The sequence below is a fragment of the Pseudonocardia sp. TRM90224 genome (assembly GCF_021245725.1).
GTDB lineage: Bacteria > Actinomycetota > Actinomycetes > Mycobacteriales > Pseudonocardiaceae > Pseudonocardia.
In genome coordinates, this window is sequence record NZ_JAJGSX010000023.1 from 92,956 (window position 1) to 112,220 (window position 19,265).

Annotated in this window: 23 protein-coding genes and 1 riboswitch; of the genes, 3 read left to right on the forward strand and 20 right to left on the reverse strand. The window is 72.3% G+C overall.

The annotated features are described in order from the left end of the window. Positions 1–18: 18 nt before the first annotated feature. The 5 genes from LL648_RS27670 to LL648_RS27690 all read right to left on the reverse strand — a co-directional run bounded on the left by LL648_RS27670 (position 19) and on the right by LL648_RS27690 (position 4,045). Positions 19–492 carry an SRPBCC family protein gene (locus LL648_RS27670; protein ID WP_232665673.1) on the reverse strand — a complete coding sequence of 158 codons (474 nt, stop codon included), beginning with the start codon at positions 490–492 and terminating at the stop codon, positions 19–21. 100 nt (positions 493–592) lie between these two features. Then, positions 593–1,438: a factor-independent urate hydroxylase gene (gene pucL, locus LL648_RS27675; protein WP_232665674.1), complete on the reverse strand. Its 846-nt coding sequence runs from the start codon at positions 1,436–1,438 to the stop codon at positions 593–595. A gap of 1 nt (position 1,439) precedes the next feature. After that, on the reverse strand, positions 1,440–1,757 hold the full coding sequence (uraH, locus tag LL648_RS27680; RefSeq protein WP_232665675.1) for a hydroxyisourate hydrolase: 318 nt from the start codon (positions 1,755–1,757) through the stop codon (positions 1,440–1,442). After that, positions 1,754–2,239, reverse strand: coding sequence for a 2-oxo-4-hydroxy-4-carboxy-5-ureidoimidazoline decarboxylase (uraD, locus tag LL648_RS27685; protein ID WP_232665676.1), 486 nt, complete (start codon positions 2,237–2,239; stop codon positions 1,754–1,756). Before uraD ends, uraH begins: the two co-directional genes overlap by 4 nt. Before the next feature lie 210 nt (positions 2,240–2,449). Further along, a complete protein-coding gene (locus LL648_RS27690) occupies positions 2,450–4,045 on the reverse strand; it encodes a peptide chain release factor 3 (RefSeq protein WP_374112115.1) in 1,596 nt (531 codons plus the stop codon). An 81-nt stretch (positions 4,046–4,126) separates the two neighbouring features. Between LL648_RS27690 and LL648_RS27695 the strand changes: the two genes are divergently transcribed. Then, entirely contained in the window at positions 4,127–4,987 is an 861-nt protein-coding gene (locus LL648_RS27695) for an alpha/beta fold hydrolase (protein ID WP_232665678.1), read from the forward strand. A gap of 21 nt (positions 4,988–5,008) precedes the next feature. On the opposite strand, the gene LL648_RS27700 is transcribed toward LL648_RS27695, so the two are convergent. After that, positions 5,009–5,629: an L-threonylcarbamoyladenylate synthase gene (locus LL648_RS27700; protein ID WP_232665679.1), complete on the reverse strand. Its 621-nt coding sequence runs from the start codon at positions 5,627–5,629 to the stop codon at positions 5,009–5,011. Positions 5,630–5,665: 36 nt separating this feature from the next. Here LL648_RS27700 and LL648_RS27705 point away from each other — a divergent pair, with 36 nt between their 5' ends. Then, on the forward strand, positions 5,666–6,028 hold the full coding sequence (locus tag LL648_RS27705) for a YchJ family protein (protein WP_232665680.1): 363 nt from the start codon (positions 5,666–5,668) through the stop codon (positions 6,026–6,028). A 186-nt stretch (positions 6,029–6,214) separates the two neighbouring features. Here the strand turns inward: LL648_RS27705 and paaE are convergent, their stop codons facing one another. The 10 genes from paaE to LL648_RS27755 all read right to left on the reverse strand — a co-directional run bounded on the left by paaE (position 6,215) and on the right by LL648_RS27755 (position 16,121). After that, positions 6,215–7,294: a 1,2-phenylacetyl-CoA epoxidase subunit PaaE gene (paaE, locus tag LL648_RS27710; protein WP_232665681.1), complete on the reverse strand. Its 1,080-nt coding sequence runs from the start codon at positions 7,292–7,294 to the stop codon at positions 6,215–6,217. Between the two features lies 1 nt (position 7,295). Then, positions 7,296–7,799 (reverse strand): 1,2-phenylacetyl-CoA epoxidase subunit PaaD, encoded by a 504-nt coding sequence (gene paaD, locus LL648_RS27715; protein WP_232665682.1) that lies wholly within the window; start codon positions 7,797–7,799, stop codon positions 7,296–7,298. Continuing rightward, positions 7,793–8,698, reverse strand: a complete 906-nt coding sequence (paaC, locus tag LL648_RS27720) for a 1,2-phenylacetyl-CoA epoxidase subunit PaaC (protein ID WP_232665683.1) — start codon at positions 8,696–8,698, stop codon at positions 7,793–7,795. The genes paaD and paaC overlap by 7 nt, the downstream gene beginning before the upstream one ends. After that, positions 8,695–8,982 carry a 1,2-phenylacetyl-CoA epoxidase subunit PaaB gene (gene paaB / locus LL648_RS27725; protein WP_232665684.1) on the reverse strand — a complete coding sequence of 96 codons (288 nt, stop codon included), beginning with the start codon at positions 8,980–8,982 and terminating at the stop codon, positions 8,695–8,697. Before paaB ends, paaC begins: the two co-directional genes overlap by 4 nt. Further along, on the reverse strand, positions 8,979–9,917 hold the full coding sequence (gene paaA / locus LL648_RS27730; protein ID WP_232665685.1) for a 1,2-phenylacetyl-CoA epoxidase subunit PaaA: 939 nt from the start codon (positions 9,915–9,917) through the stop codon (positions 8,979–8,981). The genes paaB and paaA overlap by 4 nt, the downstream gene beginning before the upstream one ends. A gap of 71 nt (positions 9,918–9,988) precedes the next feature. After that, positions 9,989–10,606 carry a TetR/AcrR family transcriptional regulator gene (locus LL648_RS27735; RefSeq protein ID WP_232665686.1) on the reverse strand — a complete coding sequence of 206 codons (618 nt, stop codon included), beginning with the start codon at positions 10,604–10,606 and terminating at the stop codon, positions 9,989–9,991. Further along, complete coding sequence (locus LL648_RS27740) at positions 10,603–11,526, reverse strand: enoyl-CoA hydratase/isomerase family protein (protein ID WP_232665687.1); 924 nt, start codon at positions 11,524–11,526, stop codon at positions 10,603–10,605. Before LL648_RS27740 ends, LL648_RS27735 begins: the two co-directional genes overlap by 4 nt. A gap of 119 nt (positions 11,527–11,645) precedes the next feature. Beyond that, positions 11,646–14,507 (reverse strand): aminomethyl-transferring glycine dehydrogenase, encoded by a 2,862-nt coding sequence (gene gcvP, locus LL648_RS27745; RefSeq protein ID WP_232665688.1) that lies wholly within the window; start codon positions 14,505–14,507, stop codon positions 11,646–11,648. A gap of 166 nt (positions 14,508–14,673) precedes the next feature. Next, positions 14,674–14,771, reverse strand: a riboswitch (glycine riboswitch). Positions 14,772–14,874: 103 nt separating this feature from the next. After that, positions 14,875–15,726, reverse strand: coding sequence for an NAD-dependent epimerase/dehydratase family protein (locus LL648_RS27750; protein ID WP_232665689.1), 852 nt, complete (start codon positions 15,724–15,726; stop codon positions 14,875–14,877). After that, a complete protein-coding gene (locus tag LL648_RS27755; RefSeq protein WP_232665690.1) occupies positions 15,723–16,121 on the reverse strand; it encodes a cupin domain-containing protein in 399 nt (132 codons plus the stop codon). Before LL648_RS27755 ends, LL648_RS27750 begins: the two co-directional genes overlap by 4 nt. Before the next feature lie 147 nt (positions 16,122–16,268). Between LL648_RS27755 and LL648_RS27760 the strand changes: the two genes are divergently transcribed. Further along, entirely contained in the window at positions 16,269–16,568 is a 300-nt protein-coding gene (locus LL648_RS27760; protein ID WP_232665691.1) for a YiaA/YiaB family inner membrane protein, read from the forward strand. A 4-nt stretch (positions 16,569–16,572) separates the two neighbouring features. Here LL648_RS27760 and LL648_RS27765 read toward each other — a convergent pair whose 3' ends face one another. The 4 genes from LL648_RS27765 to gcvH form a co-directional block, all read right to left on the reverse strand. After that, positions 16,573–17,151, reverse strand: coding sequence for a MerR family transcriptional regulator (locus LL648_RS27765; RefSeq protein WP_232665692.1), 579 nt, complete (start codon positions 17,149–17,151; stop codon positions 16,573–16,575). A gap of 226 nt (positions 17,152–17,377) precedes the next feature. Beyond that, entirely contained in the window at positions 17,378–17,851 is a 474-nt protein-coding gene (locus LL648_RS27770) for a bifunctional nuclease family protein (RefSeq protein ID WP_232665693.1), read from the reverse strand. A gap of 269 nt (positions 17,852–18,120) precedes the next feature. Then, positions 18,121–18,558 carry a glycogen accumulation regulator GarA gene (gene garA, locus LL648_RS27775; RefSeq protein WP_232665694.1) on the reverse strand — a complete coding sequence of 146 codons (438 nt, stop codon included), beginning with the start codon at positions 18,556–18,558 and terminating at the stop codon, positions 18,121–18,123. A gap of 116 nt (positions 18,559–18,674) precedes the next feature. Then, the gene (gene gcvH / locus LL648_RS27780; protein ID WP_232665695.1) at positions 18,675–19,061 is read right to left on the reverse strand and encodes a glycine cleavage system protein GcvH; all 387 of its coding nucleotides are present in this window, start codon (positions 19,059–19,061) and stop codon (positions 18,675–18,677) included. Positions 19,062–19,265 lie beyond the last annotated feature (204 nt).

Here is a 19,265-nt window from a genome sequence, read left to right on the forward strand (position 1 = left end):
ATCATGGCCGACCGCCGGTCAGGCGAAGAGGGCCTCCATCTTGTCGAGGCACTGCTCCATCCCGGCCTTGGACATGTCGTGGATCTCGGCCGTCGGGTAGCCGTACTCGGTGAAGCTCAGCACCGTCCGGCCGCCGTCGAGCGCTTCGAGGGTGACGACGTGCGCCACGCCGTCGGGTACCCCCGGCGGCGGCGCGGCCGGCGCGCGCTGGGCGTCGGTGAAGTGCAGCGTGTACTCCAGGCGCTCCCGCGGTACGACCACGCTGTAGCTCCACGTCGTGTACGTGGCGAAGCCCCCGTACTCCGGCGGGGCCTGCATGCACACCAACGACGAGCCGCCGGCGCGGACGTCCATCTCGGCGACGGGGCACGTGAACCCGGTCGGGCCCCACCACCGCCTCACCAGCTCCGGCTCGCTCAGCGCCTTCCAGACCTGCTCAGCGGGCGCCGCGAACGTCCTGGTCACGACCACGTCGTGGGTGTCGACAGCCATCTCGTTCCACCTCTCCTCGGGGTTGGGACGAGCTTCGCCGAAAGCCGCCTTCCGGACATGCGTGTCGACCACGTGCTCACCACGCGAGCGCCACCTGCCGTCAGTCGCGCGTGATCGTCGCCTCGATCAGGCCGTACGGCCGGTCGGCCGCGTAGAACACCTCGTTGGGGTTGTCGAGCCCGAACGGGCCGAGGTCGACGACGAAGTGGTGCTTGTTGGGCGCCGCGAAGCTGATCTCGGCGATCTGCGGGTGCGCCTCCAGCACCGCGCGGCCCATTTCCCACAGCGTCTGCTGCAACGCGAGCGAGTGCACCGTCGCGAACCGCTCGAGCAGGAGCCGCTTCACGTCGGCCCACGTCGCGTCCCAGGAGACGGCCGTGTCCGTGTAGCGCCAGGTGGCTTCGAGCGACGTCGCCATCACGCGGTCGTGCGTCTCCGCGAGCGTCGTGTACTCGTCGGTGAGGAAGCCCGCGAACTCCGAGCCCGTCGACTTGAGCACAACCAGGTCGCGCAGGCCGGAAACGATCTCCTCGCGCCCGTCCTCGATCGTCACGACGGTGGTGCGGATCTCCTGCCCGCGCCGCACCCAGGTGTGGTCGTGCTCCCGGCCGTCGACGAGCACCCGTTCCCAGGCGAGCTCGTCGACGGCGATGCGTGCGCCGCGAACGGGCTCGACGCTGGACACGAAGTGCCTGGCGAGGGCGAGCGCGTAGTCCTCGATCTCACGCAGGCCGTGCTTCTTCGCGAAGGCGTAGCAGGTGTTCTTCTGGGTGTCGGTCGGCAGGACGTTCGACTGGTCGCCCGCCAGGTGCGCCGGCGCGAAGTCGCCGCGCAGCGCCGTGGAGACGGTGACGTCGCGGATCTCGTGCCGCGCCGTCTCGCGGTAGATCCGGACCAGCCGGTTCTCCGCCTTCCCGTACTGGTTGGCCCCGAGGACGATTCCCATGTCAGCTCCCGCGGTAGGTCGAGTAGGCGAACGGCGAGAGCAGCAGCGGCACGTGGTGGTGCTGATCGGCGTCGGTGATCGTGAAGGTCACCGAGACCTCGGGGTAGAACCCCTGCTGCCCGGTCGCCGTGAAGTAGGCACCGGTGTCGAAGGTGATCCGGTAGGTGCCGGCGGCGAGCGCGCCGCCGACGCTGCGCACCCTGCCGTCGGCGTCGGTGCGCGCGGTGTCGAGCAGCTCGGTGCCGCGTTCCAGCTTCACCACGACACCCTCGGCCGGTCGGCCCGTCGCGGCGTCGAGCACGTGCGTCGAGAGCGTCATGGCGACCCCACCAGGTTGCGCAGCCGGATGCGGTTGATCGCGGCCAGCTCGCCGAGCGCGACCCGGCGTTCCGTCGCCGGGTCATTGCCCAGCCGGGCGTTCAGCGTCGAGAGCAGGTCCGCGGCGGACCGGCCGCTCGCGCAAACCAGGTAGACGTGCCCGAAACGTTCCTCGTACGCCGCATTGCCGACCGCGAGTGCCACCCGCACGTCGTCGCCGGCGTCCGCGACTCCGCGCTGCTCACGCGCGCTCGCGCCCGTCGCCGACCGGTCGCCGATGCGGGGGTGGCCCGCCATCGCCGCGTCCAGGTCGGTGTCGTTCAGCTCCGACTCCGCCGTCTCGAGCAGCTCGTCGACGGAGGCGTACGGCCGTTTCGACGCCACGCGGTGCGCCCATCCCGGCGCAGCGCAGCAGGCGAGCAGCGCCCGTTCCGCTTCGGTGTCCGGTGACGCGTTGAACGCGTCGAGGTTCGGGTCGGGCACGGACACCTCGCTTGTCGGCCGGCGATGATCTCCCGACACGATGCCGGATCCGCGCGGCGCCCGGCCACCCACGGGACGCACGAACGGGTGGCCCACGACGCATGGCCGCCTTGTGCGATCCGCCAGCCCCGCTGTCCGACCGACAGTTCCCCACCGTTTTGTGCACTTGCGCGCCCAGCGGGCGCGCAGGTGCACAAAACGGTGGGGAAGTTACCGGTCGGTGGAGCCGGCGGGCAGCGGGTCGAGGGTCAGGTCGGGGAACTTGCGGCGGATCGTCTCCAGCCGCCACTTGTTGACGAACACGGCGAGCAGTGCGCCGTCGGCCCGCCGTTCGAGCACCTCGACCTCGGCCTGCCGGGCGAGCAGCTCCGCGCCCTCGGCGTCGGTGCGGCGGGTGACGGAGTAGCTGAGCGGCTCCAGCGTGACGGGCGCGCCGAACTCGTCGGCCATCCGGCTGGAGACGACCTCGAACTGCAGCGGGCCGACGGCCGCGAGCACCGGCGACTGGTCGCCGCGCAGGTCCGACCGCAGCACCTGGATCACGCCCTCGCTGTCGAGCTGGTCGATGCCGCGGCGGAACTGCTTGAACCGGCCGGCGTCGGCGCCGCGGGCCACCGAGAAGTGCTCCGGCGCGAAGCTCGGGATCGCGGGGAACTCGACGGGCGCCGCCTCGTACAAGGTGTCGCCGGGGCGCAGGGCGCCGGCGTTGACCAGCCCGACGATGTCGCCGGGGAAGGCCTCCTCGACGGTGGTGCGCTGCTGGCCGAACACGGCCTGCGCGTACTTCGTCGCGAACGGGCGCTTGGTGGCCGCGTGGGTGAGCACCATCCCGCGCTCGAACCGGCCCGAGCAGATGCGGACGAACGCCATGCGGTCGCGGTGCGAGCGGTCCATGCCGGCCTGCACCTTGAACACCAGCCCGGACAGCGGCGTGTCGAGCGGCCGCGGCTCGCCCTCAGCGTCGAGCCGCGGCTCGGGCGCGGGTGCGAGCTCGACCAGCGCGTCGAGCAACCTGCCGACGCCGACGCCGCTCAGCGCCGCACCGAACAGCACGGGCGTCGCGATGCCCGCGAGGAACTCCTTCTCGTCGTACCCCGCACCGATCTCGCGCAGGAGCGCGATCTCCTCCTGCGCCGCGACCCAGTGCTCCGGCTCCTGCTCCGCGGCCTGCTCGGGGTCGAGCACCTCGACGTCGCCGCGTGTCGCGCCGCCCGCCGTGCGGGAGTAGCGCGCGAACTGCCCCGTCCCGATCTCGACGAGCCCGCGCAGCTCCCCGGCCCGCCCCACCGGCCACGTGACGGGCATCGGCCGGAGCCCGATCGTCTGCTCCACCTCGTCGAGCAGCTCGAGCGCCTCACGACCGGGGCGGTCCCACTTGTTGACGAACGTGAGCACCGGGATGCCGCGCGTGCGGCAGACGTCGAAGAGCTTGAGCGTCTGCGGCTCCAGGCCCTTCGCGGCGTCCAGCAGCATGACGGCGGCGTCGACGGCCGCCAGCACCCGGTAGGTGTCCTCGGAGAAGTCGCCGTGGCCCGGCGTGTCGAGGAGGTTGATCACGTGGTCGCGGTACGCGAACTGCAGCACGGCCGAGGTGATCGAGATGCCGCGCTTGCGCTCCATCTCCATCCAGTCGGACGTGACGCCGCGCCGGCCGGCCTTGCCGTGCACCGCGCCTGCCTCGTCGATCACCTCGGCATGCAGCGCAAGCGCCTCGGTCAACGTCGACTTGCCGGCGTCGGGATGGCTGATGACCGCGAACGTCCGGCGACGTTGCGCCTCGTTCGACACGCGCGACAACTGATCCACCTTCCAGGGAGGGAGAAAGAAACCTGAGAGGCTCCAGGATACGTGCGATGAATTCCGCCGCCCCGCACCGTAGGGACTTGCATGACGGAGACCCTGATCCAGATCAACGGCGTCGAGCTGTGCGTCGACACGCTCGGCAAGCCCGGCGACCCGACCCTGCTGCTCATCGGCACGACGATCCTGAGCTGGCCGCACGCGCTCGCCGCCCGACTTGCCGACGGTGGGCGCCGGGTGGTGCGCTACGACCTTCGCGACACCGGGCGGTCGACGACCGTCGACCCGGACGCACCCGGCTACACGCTGCGCGACCTCGTCGCCGACGCGGTCGGCGTGCTCGACGCGCTCGGCTCACCGTCGGCGCACGTGGCCGGCCTCGGGGTGGGCGGCTGGATCGCGCAGCTGCTGGCGCTCGACCACGCCGACCGCGTCGCGAGCCTCGTGCTCGCCGGCACTCGCCCGACGGCCCCCGGGCGGGCCGACCGCGACCTGCCCGAGCACGACGAGGCCGTGATGCGGTTCTTCATGACCGCGCCGAAGCCCGACTGGTCCGACCGCGATTCCGTGCTCGACCACGCCGTCGCGCACGCCCGCGTGCTCGCAGGTGAGGGCCCCTTCGATGAAGCCGACGTGCGCGAGGGCGCGGCTGCCATCCTCGACCGGGCCGGACCGCACCCGGCGAACGCGCGCAACAGCCTGGCCGCGATGTCGTTCGCCGCGCTGGACTGCAAACCGCGCTGGCGCAAGCGGCTGCCGTCGATCACCGCGCCGACGCTCGTCGTGCACGGCGCGGACGACCCGTTCTTCCCGATCGGCAACGCCGAGGCGCTCGCGCGCGAGATCCCGGGCGCGCGGCTGCACGTGCTGCCCGGGGTCGGCGCCGAGCTGCCGAGGCGCGCGCACGCCGAGATCGCCGAAGCGATCCTCAGCCACACCGCCCTCTGACACACCGCGCTGCGCAGGCCGCTACTCGAAGCGTGACGCGTCCCCCGCGCCGCGCCGGACGATCTCCGGCTCGTCCTGCGACAGGTCGATGACGGTGGTCGGCTCCACTCCGCAGTCCCCGGAGTCGATCACCGCGTCGAGCGCGTTGTCGAGGCGGTCCTTGATCTCCCAGCCCTGCGTGAGCGGCTCGGTCTCGTCGGGCAGCAGCAACGTGCTGGACAGGATCGGCTCGCCGAGCTCGGTGAGCAGCGCCTGCGCGACGACGTGGTCGGGGATGCGCACGCCGACCGTCTTCTTCTTGGCGTGCATGAGCCGGCGCGGCACCTCCTTCGTCGCAGGGAGGATGAACGTGTAGCTGCCCGGCGTGGAGGCCTTGACCAGGCGGAACATCGCGTTACTGACCTGGACGAACTGGCCGAGCTGCGCGAAGTCGCGGCAGACCAGCGTGAAGTGGTGGCGGTCGTCGAGGTTGCGGATCTCGCGGATCCGTTCGAGCCCTTCGCGGTTGCCGAGCTGGCAGCCGAGGGCGAAGCAGGAGTCGGTCGGGTAGGCGATCAGCCCGCCTTCGCGCACGATCTCCACGACCTGGCCGATCGCGCGCCGCTGCGGGTCCACCGGGTGCACATCGAAGTACCTCGCCATGAGCGCAGCTTAGGGGGCAGCTGGGACACTGCGCGCGTGCTCGATCGTGTGTGTCCCTGTGGCCTGCCCGCCCTGTACGCGGCGTGCTGCGGACGGTTCCACGCCGGCGAGCCGGCGCCGACGGCCGAGCTGCTCATGCGCTCGCGGTTCAGCGCGTTCACGCTCGGCGACGCCGCCTACCTTCGACTGACCTGGGATCCGGCGACCCGGCCCCGGCGGCTCGACCTCGCCGACGACGTCCGCTGGACCCGGCTCGACGTGCTCGGGCACACCGGCGGCGGGCTGCTCGACACCGAGGGCACGGTCGAGTTCCGCGCCCACCACGAGGGCGGCGTCATGCGCGAGAACAGCCGCTTCCGCCGCGAGGGGCGGCGCTGGCTGTACGTCGGTCCTTCCTGACCGGGGTGCGCCGTGCGACGCGCGCGTCCCCTCACGTAAGGGCAGGAAAGCCACTTTCCTGCCCTGTGAGGGCCGGAAAGTGGCTTTCCTGCCCTCCCCACCCGGCGATCGCGCGCGGCGGTCCCGACGAAGCGACCGTGCGGCTCCGCGAGCGTCAGGCCGCACCGCGCGCAGCGGCCGCCGGTGCTAGGAGTCGTAGTCGACCGTCACGGCCGCGGTGGTCGGGCGCGACTGGCAGGTGAGGACGAAGCCGGCCGCCAGCTCGTCGTCCTCCAGCGCGAAGTTGCGGCGCATGGCGACCTCGCCGTCGGTGACCTTCGCCCGGCACGTCCCGCACACCCCGCCCTTGCACGCGAACGGCAGGTCGGCGCGCACGGCCTGCGCCGCGTCGAGCACGCTCTCGGCTCTCGGCAGCGTGAGGGTGGTGGCGCGCCCGTCGAGGATGATCGTGACGTCGCTGGTCTCGCCGTCGACCACCGCCTCCGCGCGCACCAGCTCCGGCGGCGGCTCGTCGACGTAGAACAGCTCGCGGTGCACGCGCTGCTTCGGCACGCCTGCCTCGCGCAGGACGTCCTGCGCGGCGCTGGTCATGCCGAGCGGGCCGCACAGCCACCAGTGGTCGATGCCCTCGACGTCGACCAGCGCGGTCAGCAGCAGGCGCAGCCGCTCGGCGTCGAGCCGGCCGGAGAAGATCTCGGCGGCCATCGGCTCGCGCGACAGCACGTGGATCAGCTGCAGCCGCGGCCCGTAGGCGTTCTTGAGGTCGGCGAGCTCCTCGGTGAACATCACCGTGTCGGTGCGCCGGTTGCCGTAGATCAGCGTGACCTGGGTGTCGGCGTGCGCAGCGAGCACGCTCGACGCGATGGAGAGCACGGGCGTGATCCCGCTGCCGGCCGCGATGAGCCCGTGGTGCAGGCCCGGCTCCAGATCGGGGGTGAACGACCCGGACGGCGGCGCAACCTCGATCTCGTCGCCCGCCTCCAGCCGGTCGACCAGCCACTCCGAGAACAGCCCTGTCGCAACCCTGCGCACCCCGACCCGCGGCGCGGCCCCGGCCGGGGCGCAGATCGAGTACGAGCGCCGCTCCTCGACCCCGTCGACGACGGTGCGCAGCGTCAGGTACTGCCCCGGCCGGAACGCGTACTCCGCGCGCAGCTCGTCGGGCACCTCGAACGTGACGGCAACGGCGTCGTCGCAGAGCCGCTCGACGTCGGCCACCCGCAGCGTCCGGAAGCCGGTGCGCGACGGCGCCGCTGCGAGGGTCACGTCAGATCTCCTTCATGTGCTCGAACGGCTCGCGGCACGACGTGCAGCGCCGCAGCGCCGTGCACGCGGTCGGGCCGAAGCGGGAGAGCTCGTCGGTGGCCGGCGAGCCGCAGCGCGGGCAGCGCACGACCGCCGACGACGCGGTCAGCGTCAACGGCACCGGCCCCGACGGGCGGTGGCCGAGCCGATCGGGTGGGGCGATGCCGTGCTCGGCGAGCTTGCGCCGGCCCGCCGCGGTGATCCAGTCGGTGCTCCACGCCGGCGAGAGCACCGTCCGCACCGTCACCTTCCGGTACCCGGCGCCGGCCAGGCTCGCCCGCAGGTCGTCACGCATGGCCTCGATCGCGGGGCAGCCCGAGTAGGTGGGGGTGATCGTCACCGTGACGGTGTCGCCGTCCTCCTCGACCGAGCGCAGCACGCCCAGGTCGTCGAGGGTCAGCATCGGCATCTCGGGGTCGACGACCGCAGCCGCTGCTTCCTGCGCGGTCCGGGACGCGGTCACCACGTCGCCCCCGGGTGCTGGCGAGCCAGGCTCTGCATCTCCGCGAGCACGTGCCCGAGCTTCTCGGTGTGCAGGCCCTGCCGGCCGCCGCGCCCGCCGATCGTGCCGATCCCGGGGCGCTGCGGGCGGGTGAGCGTCGCCGCGGCCAGCACCTGGTCGAGGACCTCGTCGAACTCCGCGCGCGTCTCGGCCGGGTCGACGGCGACGCCGGCCCCGACCAGCCGCCGCTCGACGTCGGAGGTGCGGAACAGCTCGTCGACGTAGGGCCAGACGGCGTCGAGCGCGGCCTGGATCCGGTCGTGCGACTGCGCGGTACCGTCGCCGAGCCGCAACGTCCAGCGGGCCGCGTAGTCGCGGTGGTAGGTCAGCTCCTTCACGCCCTTGCCGGCGACGGCGGCGACGACGGGGTCCCGCGAGCCGGTCAACCGGCTCAGCAGGGCCAGCCGCCACGTCGAGAAGAGCAGCAGCCGCGCGATCGCCCGTCCGAAGTCGAGGTCGTCGCCCAGCTCGGCGAGCGCGACGTTGCGGAACTCCGCCTCGCCGCGCTGGTAGGCCAGCACGTCCTCGTCGGCGGCCGCGCCGAGGTGGGCGGCCCTGGCCAGCAGCACGCGGCCCTGCCCGAGCAGGTCGAGCGCGGTGTTGGCGAGCGCGACCTCCTCCTCCAGCTCGGGGGCGTTGCTCACCCACTCCGAGAGCCGGTGGCTGCAGATCAGCGCGTCGTCGCCGAGCATCAGGCAGTACTGCGCGAGATCGGATGGGTCGACGCCGTCGGGTACCGGCGAGGCGATCTCGGCCTCGACGTCCTCGATGCCGCTGCCGAAGGCGCCATGACCGTAGGCCCACTGCGTGTCGGCGCCGTGCTCCTCGGTCAGCGAGTCGTAAACGTTCTCGTCACCGCTCACAGGTGCGGCACATCCTCGGGGATCGCGTAGAAGGTCGGGTGCCGGTAGACCTTGTCCCCCGCTGGCGCGAAGAACGGGTCCTTCTCCCCCGGGCTCGACGCCGTGATGTGGTCGGCGCGCACCACCCAGATGCTCACACCCTCGTTGCGGCGCGTGTAGACGTCGCGCGCGTTGTGCAGCGCCATCTCGTCGTCGGCCGCGTGCAGCGACCCGACGTGCACGTGGTTCAGGCCGCGCTTGCCGCGCACGAACACCTCGTAGAGCGGCCAGTTCTTCTTCGTCATGCCGCCGCCTCCTGCTTAGCTGCCTGCTTCTCCGCGTACGCCACCGCGGCCTCGCGCACCCACGAGCCGCTCTCGTGCGCGCGGCGGCGGTGCGCGATGCGCTGGGCGTTGCACGGCCCGGAGCCTGCGATCACGGCCTTGAACTCGGTCCAGTCGGGCTCGGTGTAGTCGTGCGCGCTGCGCTCCTCGTTCCAGACCAGCCCCGGGTCGGGCAGCGTGATCCCGAGCGCGGCGGCCTGCGGCACCGTCATGTCGACGAACCGCTGGCGCAGCTCGTCGTTGGTGTGGCGTTTGATACCCCACGCCATGGACTGCTGGGTGTTGGGCGAGTCGGCATCGGGCGGGCCGAACATCATCAGCGACGGCCACCACCAGCGGTTGGTGGACTCCTGCACCATCTCGCGCTGCGCGTCGGTGCCGTTGACCATGGCCAGCAGCAGCTCGTAGCCCTGCCGCTGGTGGAACGACTCCTCCTTGCAGATGCGGATCATCGCCCGCGCGTAGGGGCCGTACGAGCAGCGGCAGAGCGGCACCTGGTTGCAGATCGCGGCGCCGTCGACGAGCCAGCCGATCACACCGATGTCGGCGTAGGTCAAGGTCGGGTAGTTGAAGATCGAGGAGTACTTCTGCTTGCTCTCGATCAGCTTCTCGGTGAGCTCCTCGCGGTCGACGCCGAGCGTCTCGGCGGCCGCGTAGAGGTACATGCCGTGGCCGGCCTCGTCCTGCACCTTGGCCAGCAGGATCGCCTTCCGACGCAGGCTCGGGGCGCGCAGGATCCAGTTGCCCTCCGGCTGCATCCCGATGATCTCCGAGTGCGCGTGCTGGGCGATCTGCCTGATCAGCGTCTTGCGGTAGGCCTCCGGCATCCAGTCGCGCGGCTCGATGCGCTGGTCGGCGGCGATCGTTTCGTCGAACTGGGTCTCGAGACCGTCCACCGCTCCTCCTACCGAATGTTCGTTCGGTTCATGGTGCCGCACGTGACCCCACAACGCAAGCCGCGGGTCGGTCAGCGAGCGGCCGGGAGGATGCCCTCGAACACGGCGCGGGCGACGTCGGCGGGCAGCTCGCGGGTGCCCGCGCGACCCGGCCGGTACCACTCGACGACGGAGTTGACGAGCCCGGAGAGCAGCCGGGCGGCAAGCGCAGGCTCCACACCCTCGCGGATCTCGCCCGCCGCGACGGCCTCCTCGACGAGCGCCGTGATCTGCGCGTCGAAGGCGCGGCGGCGCTCCAGCGCCCACCGCTCGGTCTCGGTGTTGCCGCGCACCCGCAGCAGGAGCGTCACGTAGGGCAGGTCGCGCTGCAGCACGGCGACCTGGCCCGCGACGATGTGGCGCAGCCGTTCCACCGGCGAGCCCGACGTGGCGCCCGGCTCGTCGAGCAGCTCGAACAGCTGCGAGATCGCCCGTTCCAGGGCGGCACGCAGCAGCGCCTCCTTGCCGGCGAAGTGGTGGTAGAACGACGACTTCGTGATGCCGGCGGCGCGGGAGAGGTCCTCCATGCTGGTCGCGTCGTAGCCGCGGTCGATGAACTCGCCGACCGCGATCTCAAGCAGCGAGCCGGGCCCGTGAGCCGGCCGGCGAACCCGCCGGCCGGCTCCGGGAGACACCGCTTCCGCGGTCATCGGCCCTGGAAGGTCGGTGTTCGCTTGGCCAGGAAGTCCTTCACCGCCGCCTGGTGGTCGGCGGTCGCGGCGAGTCGCGCCTGCGCGGCGCCCTCGGCGGCGAGGACGTCGGGCAGCGCGGAGACCGCCCCGCGACGCACCGCCCGCTTGATCTCCACGTACGCCTTGGTCGGGCCGGCCGCCAGGCGGCGGGCCAGCTCCAGCGACGTCGACAGGACGTCGTCGGGCGCGACGGCCTTGTGCAGCAGCCCCCACGCGACGGCATCCTCGGCGGTGAACTGCTCGTTCAGCAGGAGCAGCTCGGTCGCCCGCGCGACCCCGACGGCGTGCGCGAGGCTCGCCGAGAGCCCCGAATCGGCGGTCAGCCCGATGCCGGTGAACGCCGTCGAGAACTTCTGCCCCTCCGCGGCGATGCGCAGGTCACACGCCAGCGCGAACCCGAGACCGGCCCCGACGCACGCCCCGTTGATCGCCGCGACCACCGGGAACGGCAGGTCCGCCAGCTCCAGGACGATCGGGTTGTAGTGCTCGGTCACGGTGTCGAACGCGGTGGCCGGGTCGGCCTCCAGCGCGGCCGCGTGCTCGCCGAGGTCCTGGCCGACGCAGAACGCCTTGCCGGCGCCGGTGATCACGAGCGCCCGGACGTCGTCGGCAGCCGCGACCTTGCCGACGGCCTCCAGCAGGGCTTCCTTCAGCTCCTTCGTCAGCGCGTTGTAGCGGGCGGGCCGGTTGAGGGTGAGCACGGCGACGGCCTCGTCGGTCTCGTCGCGGGTGACGAGCACGGCAGGATCAGCAGGCTCGGCCGGCTTCGCAGCGGGCTCCGCGGCTGGAGCCTCGGCCTTCGCAGCGTCAGACGTGGCTGCGTCAGCCGTGGTGGTGTCAGGGGTGTCGGCGGGGACGGGGGCGGGGTCCTCGGTCATCCGCACATGCTAGCGGCCGACCGAACGATCGGTCGCAGGCCGGCGGTGGCCGTCGACAACGACGTTCTGGCTGTTTGTTAGCGCTCACATCAACCAAAAGGTCGTTGTCGACGGCCACGTCAGTGCGCGTACGCCTCCACCGGAGGGCAGCTGCAGACCAGGTTGCGGTCGCCCTGCGCCCCGTCCACGCGCCGCACCGGCGGCCACACCTTCCGGTCGTGCACACCCACCACCCCGCCGGCCGGGTACGCCGCCAGCTCGCGCGGGTACGGGTGGTCCCACTTCTCGACGACGCTCGCCGCCGTGTGCGGCGCCCCGCGCAACGGATTGTCCGTGACCGGCCACTCCCCCGCCGCGACCCGGTCGATCTCGCTCTTGATCCCGATCATCGCGTCGACGAACCGGTTGATCTCGGCGAGATCCTCGCTCTCCGTCGGCTCGACCATGAGCGTGCCGGCCACCGGGAACGACATCGTCGGGGCGTGCAGGCCGTAGTCGGCGAGCCGCTTCGCGACGTCGTCGACGGTCACGCCCGACTCCTTCGTGATCCCGCGCAGATCGAGGATGCACTCGTGGGCGACGAACCCGCCCGCACCCGCGTACAGCACCGGGTAGTGCTCCCCCAGCCGCTTCGCCACGTAGTTCGCCGCCGCCACCGCGGTCAGGGTCGCCCGGCGCAGCCCCTCGACCCCCATCAGCCGGACGTACGCCCACGAGATCGGCAGCACGCCGGGGCTCCCGTGCGGCGCCGCCGACACCGACCCGACCTCACCGCGTCCAGGCAGGAACGGCGCCAGGTGCTCGGCCACCGCAACCGGGCCGACCCCGGGGCCGCCGCCGCCGTGCGGGATGCAGAACGTCTTGTGCAGGTTCAGGTGGCTCACGTCACCGCCGAACGCGCCGGGGCGCGCCAGCCCGACCAGCGCGTTCAGGTTCGCGCCGTCGACGTACACCTGCCCGCCGGCCTCGTGCACCGCATCGCACACCGCACGCACCTGCGCCTCGTAGACGCCGTGCGTCGACGGGTAGGTGATCATCAGCGCGGCCAGCGCCTCGCGGTGCTGCTCGATCTTCGCCCGCAGGTCGTCGAGGTCGACGTCGCCCGTCGGCCCGGTCGCCACGACGACCACCCGCAGTCCCGCCATCACCGCCGAGGCCGCGTTCGTGCCGTGCGCGCTCGCCGGGATCAGGCAGACGTCGCGGTGCGCCTCACCACGGCTGCGGTGGTACGCCGCGATCGCCAGCAGGCCGGCGAACTCGCCCTGGCTGCCCGCGTTCGGCTGCAGCGACACCGCCGCGTAGCCGGTCAGCTCCGCGAGCCAGCGCTCCAGGTCGTGGATCAGCTCCAGCGTCCCGGCGGCGTCGGCCTCCGGCGCGAACGGGTGCAGGTCGGCGAACGCCGGCCAGGTGATCGCCTCCATCTCCGCGGCCGCGTTCAGCTTCATCGTGCACGAACCCAGCGGGATCATCGTGCGGTCCAGCGCGAGATCGGCATCGGCGAGCCGCCGCAGCCAGCGCATCAGCGACGTCTCCGAGCGGTGCTCGTGGAAGACGGGGTGGGTCAGGAACTCGCTGGTCCGCAGCAGGTCCGACGGCAGCGCGTCGGCCGTCCCGCCGTCCAGCTCGGCGGCATCGGCCGCCACGCCGAACGCGCCCCAGACCGCACGCAGGTGCTCCACCGTCGTCAGCTCCGAGCACGCGATGCCGAGCGTGTCGGCGTCGACCCGGCGCAGCGCGATACCCGCCGCGTGCGCGGCGTCTGCGACCTGCTCGGCCCGACCGGCGACCCGCACCGTCAGGGTGTCGAAGAACGAGCCGTGCACGACCTCGACGCCGCCGGCCCGCAGCCCCGCGGCCAGCACCGCGGCCATCCGGTGCGCGCGCTCGGCGATCCGGCGCAGCCCGTCGGGCCCGTGGTAGACGGCGTAGCAGGCGGCGACGACCGCCAGCAGCACCTGCGCCGTGCAGATGTTGCTGGTCGCCTTCTCCCGGCGGATGTGCTGCTCGCGGGTCTGCAGCGCGAGCCGCAGCGCCGGGTTGCCGTCGGCGTCGACCGACAGCCCGACCAGGCGCCCCGGCAGCTGGCGAGCGTGCTTCTGGTGCACGGAGAGGTAGCCGGCGTGCGGGCCGCCGAAGCCCAGCGGCACGCCGAACCGCTGCGTCGTGCCGACCGCGGCGTCGGCGCCGAGCTCACCGGGCGGCGTCAGCAGCGTCAGCGCCAGCAGGTCGGCCGCGACCGCCACCAGCGCGCCGCGCTCGTGCGCCTGCGCGATCAGCGCCGACGGGTCGCGCACCTCACCGGACGCCCCGGGGTAGGAGAGCAGCAGGCCGAAGAACTCACCCTCGGGCAGTCCGGCCGCCAGGTCGGCCACCACCAGCTCGATCCCCAGCGGCGCGGCCCGCGTGGCGAGCACGTCCAGCGTCTGGGGCAACGTGTCGGCGTCGACGACGAACCGCGCCGACCTCGCCCGGCCCGCCCTGCGCAGCAGCGTCATCGCCTCGGCCGCCGCGGTCGCCTCGTCCAGCAGCGACGCGCCGGCCACCGGCAGCCCCGTGAGGTCTGCGACGGTGGTCTGGAACGTCAGCAGCGCCTCCAGCCGGCCCTGGCTGATCTCCGGCTGGTACGGCGTGTACGCGGTGTACCAGGCGGGGTTCTCGATGACGTTGCGGCGGATCACCGGCGGCGTGATCGTCCCGGAGTAGCCCAGCCCGATCATCGGGACGGTCACGGTGTTGCGCCCGGCCAGCGCGCGCAGCTCGGCGAGCACCTCGGTCTCGGTGCCTGCGGGCGGGAGCGTCGAGGGCACCTCCCCGACGTCCTGGATGCTGTCGGGCACGGCGGTGGCCGCGAGCTCCTCCAGCGAGCCGGCACCGATCGTCGCCAGCATCGTCTCCAGCTCGGCGCGCCGCGGCCCGATGTGCCGCTCGACGAACGGGATGCCCCGCTCCAGCTCCTGCAACGACGGGCGGCGGTCGGTCATGTGAGGTGCTCCTCGGCTCGGGCGGACGCGTGCTTCAGCGCCCTCCCCCTCTGTCGCTGCCCTGACCAGGGCGCCTGAGAGATTCACCCGGAGGACCCGGGCTTTCCCCGTCGGCGGACGGGCCGCTGCCGAACCGCCGCAGCATCCCGTCGCTTTCCAGAGGCGTCTCGCCCGCGCGGTCCGGGGTGCCTGAGAGATTCCGGGGAGGAATTGCTCCTTCGGCGCCCGGTCTCCAGTGGACCGGGACTCTCCCGCGTGGGGTCGGCGACTACCCGGCAAGCCTACTCGCACCCCGACTTCCCCACCGTTTTGCGTACCTGCGCGCCCGTGGGGCGCGCAGGTGGACAAAACGGTGGGGAAGTTCGGGTCAGCTCGTGCCGAGGTGGCCGCGCCAGCTCGGGTAGCGCGGCGTCCAGCCGAGCGCCGTGCGGGCGCGGGTGTTGTCGGCGCCGCGGGCCGTTCCGGGCCGCGGGGAGTCGTCGCGTGGCGGCTCCGGCGCGCCGACGGCGGCGCAGAACGCGGGGACCCAGTCGCTGCCGGCCGCGGGCTCGTCGTCGCAGATGTTCACGACGCCCGCCGGCCATTCCAGCGCCGCGAGCGCGGCCGCCGCAGCGTCGTCGACGTGCACGAAGCTGCTCACGGCGGCGTCGGCGACCAGCCGGCCCGCGCGGGCCGCATCAGCTCGCGACCCGTCCGGCGCGTACCACGTGCCGGGGCCGTAGAAGAGGCCGTAGCGCAGCACAACCGCCTCCGGCATCTCCCCCACGGCCGCTTCCAGCGCCGCGACCCCCCGCACGGACGTACGGCGCGGCTCGGCGGCGTCGACGTCGAGCGGGTCGCCCTCCCGCGCCGGCCCATCACCGGCCACACCCGCCCAGCTGATGCTCTGCGCGACCATCCGCTTCGCGCCGGCGGCGAGGGCAGCGTCGACCAGGTTGCGGGTGCCGACCCTGCGCAGCTGCGCGTTGGCCGCGAGGTCCGCATCGCCCAGGTCGGTCAGCTGGTGCAGCACGACGTCCGGCGCGGCCTCGCGCACCACGTCCACCAGCGCGTCCCGGTCCGTGACGTCGACGACCGCCGGTGTCACACCCGGCCCGCGCAGGACGTCGGCGGTGGACCGCGAGCGGGTCAACGCGACCACCGAGCACCCAGCGGCGGTCAGCAACGGCAGCAGCCGCCGCCCGACCACGCCGGACGCGCCTGCCAGGACGAGCCTCACCGGGCGGCCCGCAGGTGCCGACGCTCCTCCAGCTCGGCGGCGTCGACGAAGGTCAGCATCGGCTCGCCGGGCCGGCCGAGCATGACCGCGATGAACCGGCTGCGCGCGTCGGCGAGCTGGTTGGCGGCCTGGTAGTGGATCACGTCGCCGCCCGGCTCCCAGAACGCCTCCCCCGCGCGGATGATCCGCTCCGGCTCGCCTTCCAGCTCGAACACGATCGCGCCCTCCACGACGTAGCCGAAGACGGGCCCGGAGTGGCGGTGCGGCGCCGCGCCCGGATCACCGGGTGGCAGGTCGACCTCCACGGTCATCGCCTCCGATCCGTCGGGCACGACCGGTGTCACGTGATCCAGCAGCATCGTCAACGTCGAGCGGGAGGCCTGTGTGCTTGTCATACCGGCGACGCTACCGGCAACTGGACCGCCGAAATGGACCAGTGATCGCCGTAGTCGGTGGTCCACTTCTGGGTCCACTCGGGTCGGCCGGCGTGATCACGTAGTCCTACGGATGTGACCCGCGTCGCATCCCACGACGATCGCGGTATGACCACCAAGGCGCCCCAGCCGACGTCGACGTTCGCGTTCGAGCTCCAGACGATGATCTCGTTCGGCGTCGCGATGCTCGCGGTGGCGATCGCGCTGTGGAACATCCCCGCCGACCCGTGGATCCGCGGCTTCATGGCCGTCGCCGTGCTCTACCTGGTCACCTCGACGTTCACGCTCGCCAAGATCGTCCGCGATCGCCAGGAGTCGTCCAGCGTGCTGAGCAGGGTCGACCAGGCCCGGCTCGACAAGCTCCTGGCCGAGTTCGACCCCTACAAGGTCGACACACCCACCACCTGAGCGGTCAGCTGATGGCGCGGCGTGCCCTGCGACGCGAGAGCTCGTCCTCCGGTGCGTCGTCGACGGAGCCGCCGTCGGCGCGCTCCACCGGGAAGTCCTTGATCGAGCCGCTGATCTCGCGCATGGCGCCGCTGACCGCGATGCCGAAGACACCCTGGCCGCCGCGCAGCAGGTCGACGACCTCCTCCGGCGACGCGCACTCGTAGACGGTGGTGCCGTCGCTGAACAGCGTGATGCCGGCGAGGTCGCGGATGCCGCGACGGCGGAGGTGCTCGACCGCGACGCGGATGTTCTGCAGCGACACCCCCGCGTCGAGCAGCCGCTTGACGACCTTGAGGACCAGCACGTCCTTGAAGGAGTACAGGCGCTGCGAGCCCGACCCGGCCGCTCCCCGGATCGAGGGCACGACGAGCCCGGTGCGGGCCCAGTAGTCGAGCTGGCGGTAGGTGATGCCGACAACCTGGCAGGCGGTGGGGCCGCGGAAGCCGACCAGCTGGTCGGGCATTCCGTCGAGGCCGGCGCCGAGGAGGGGGTCCGGGAAGAGCTCACCTTGCTCTGGCGTGCCGGACGGCGGGTCTTCCACCGAACTCCTTCCCGCCGGGGCCCGCCCGAACGGCGTCGGCCCTCAGATGTTCACCACGCCGTGCCGGCCACCCCATGGTGGCCGGCAACAACCGTGTGAGCTGACGGTAAGCGGGGAGGCCCTGCGGGTCAACGCGGCGCGCCGCCGATGGTCACCCGCTCAGTGGCGTGTCGTAACCGTCCGGGCTACCGGGCGGTCTCCCGCGGCGTGTCGGCGGCGGTGCCGCTCAGGGTTGGGCGCCCCGGAAATCCTCCGGGGAGATCGAGTCGAGGAACTCGCGGAACTTCTCGACCTCGTCCTCCTGCTCGTCGGGAATGATCAGCCCGGCCTCGGCGAGCACGCTCTCCTCGGCATGGATGGGCACCCCGATCCGCAATGCCAGCGCGACCGAGTCGCTCGGGCGCGCCGACACCTTCACACCGCCGTCGAAGATCAGCTCGGCGTAGAAGGTGCCCTCCTGGAGATCGGTGATGCGCACCTGCTCCAGGCGACGGCCCAGTCCTGCGATCACGTCCTTGAGGAGGTCGTGCGTCAGGGGCCGGGCCGGTTTCACCCCCTGCTGCTCCAGGGCGATCGCGGTGGCCTCCACCGAGCCGATCCAGATCGGCAGATAGCGGTCGCCACTGGTCTCCCGCAACAGGAGGATCGGCTGGTTCGCGGGCAGTTCGACCCGTACGCCCACGACGCGCATCTCGCTCATGCGCCCTCCTCCTCCTGACGGTCCTGCTGGGCTCGACGCTACACGGGACGGGAGGCCTGCGCCCGACTCCGGACGGGCGGCAAGGCCATTCCTTCCCGTGTTGCTACTAGTGCGGTGGCCGCGGACGTTGCCGGGTTGATCGCGTGATCCAGGCGGCGCGTCGCAAGGCGCCGCCCGCAGCTCAGACCGGGCGTCTTTGCAAGGGCGGCAACGCCGCGAGGCGTCGTCTGGGCGCGCGAGCGACCCGGATGACGTTCGCGGCCGCCGCACTAGCCCCTCGGACCGGTGATGAAGACGAGCCGGAACTTGCCTATCTGCACCTCGTCGCCGTTCACCAGCACGGCGGTGTCCACCGGCTCGCGGTTGACGTAGGTGCCGTTGAGGCTGCCGACGTCGACGACGATGAACTCGCCGGCGTCGCTGCGGAACTCCGCGTGGCGGCGCGAGACGGTGACGTCGTCGAGGAAGATGTCGCTGTCGGGATGCCGCCCGGCGCTGGTCGTCGAGCGGTCGAGCAGGAACCGCGAGCCTGCGTTGGGCCCGCGCTTGACCACCAGCAGTGCGGCGCCCTCAGGCAGGGCCTCGACGCCGGATACCGGCTGGTCCTGGGCTGGCTGCTCCGCCTCGGAGAGGAAATCGGCTCGGAAGACCGAGGTGGTCTCCGGCGCGCGCTCCGGGGGAACGCCAGGCCCGTCGTTCGTCGTCACCTCGGGGTCTCCTCCTGGGGAATGTGCCTAGGTTTCTGCACCGCCCGTGCGGGCGATGCTGCTGCGGTTCAACCTACCGTGTGGGCCTGCGCCGGGCCGGACAGCCCGGCCACGGGTCAGGCGCCGGTCAGCTCCTGGTAGGCGGCGGCGTCGAGGAGGCCGGAAACGGCCTCGTCCGAGCCGTCGGCCAGCGTGATCTCGACCAGCCACCCCGCCTCGTACGGACCGGAGTTGATCAGTTCCGGGTTGTCCTGCAGCGCCTCGTTCACCGCCGCGACGGTGCCACCCACCGGCGCGTAGATGTCCGAGACCGACTTCGTCGACTCGACCTCGCCGATCGCCGCGCCCGCCGCGACCGTGTCGCCCACGTTCGGGAGCTGGACGAAGACGACGTCACCGAGCTGGTCCTGGGCGTGGTGGGTGATGCCGACCCGCACCACCCCGCCACCCTGCTCGCGGACCCACTCGTGCGCTTCGGTGTAGCGGAGGTCTTCGGGGATCACGCGCGGAAGCGTAGCCCGTGTCGCGAAAGGCGGGACCGATGGGCATCGTGATCCACATCGCTGCCCGCGGTGCACCGCCCCGCGCGTCGGACCAGGTACCCGCGAGCGGCATGCGTGCGCAACGCACGCACCCACCGGCACCCACCCGGCCCCGACCCTCTGCGCGCGGAGGGACACCGGCAGCCCGCGGGGCGTCACCTTCCA

Coding starts and splice junctions, on each gene's coding strand:
- LL648_RS27670 (WP_232665673.1), bottom strand. CDS start 492: ATGGCTGTCGACACCCACGACGTGGTCGTGACCAGGACGTTCGCGGCG.
- pucL (WP_232665674.1), bottom strand. CDS start 1,438: ATGGGAATCGTCCTCGGGGCCAACCAGTACGGGAAGGCGGAGAACCGG.
- uraH (WP_232665675.1), bottom strand. CDS start 1,757: ATGACGCTCTCGACGCACGTGCTCGACGCCGCGACGGGCCGACCGGCC.
- LL648_RS27695 (WP_232665678.1), top strand. CDS start 4,127: ATGACGGAGACCCTGATCCAGATCAACGGCGTCGAGCTGTGCGTCGAC.
- LL648_RS27700 (WP_232665679.1), bottom strand. CDS start 5,629: ATGGCGAGGTACTTCGATGTGCACCCGGTGGACCCGCAGCGGCGCGCG.
- paaB (WP_232665684.1), bottom strand. CDS start 8,982: ATGACGAAGAAGAACTGGCCGCTCTACGAGGTGTTCGTGCGCGGCAAG.
- LL648_RS27735 (WP_232665686.1), bottom strand. CDS start 10,606: ATGACCGCGGAAGCGGTGTCTCCCGGAGCCGGCCGGCGGGTTCGCCGG.
- LL648_RS27740 (WP_232665687.1), bottom strand. CDS start 11,526: ATGACCGAGGACCCCGCCCCCGTCCCCGCCGACACCCCTGACACCACC.
- gcvP (WP_232665688.1), bottom strand. CDS start 14,507: ATGACCGACCGCCGCCCGTCGTTGCAGGAGCTGGAGCGGGGCATCCCG.
- LL648_RS27755 (WP_232665690.1), bottom strand. CDS start 16,121: ATGACAAGCACACAGGCCTCCCGCTCGACGTTGACGATGCTGCTGGAT.
- LL648_RS27760 (WP_232665691.1), top strand. CDS start 16,269: ATGACCACCAAGGCGCCCCAGCCGACGTCGACGTTCGCGTTCGAGCTC.
- LL648_RS27770 (WP_232665693.1), bottom strand. CDS start 17,851: ATGAGCGAGATGCGCGTCGTGGGCGTACGGGTCGAACTGCCCGCGAAC.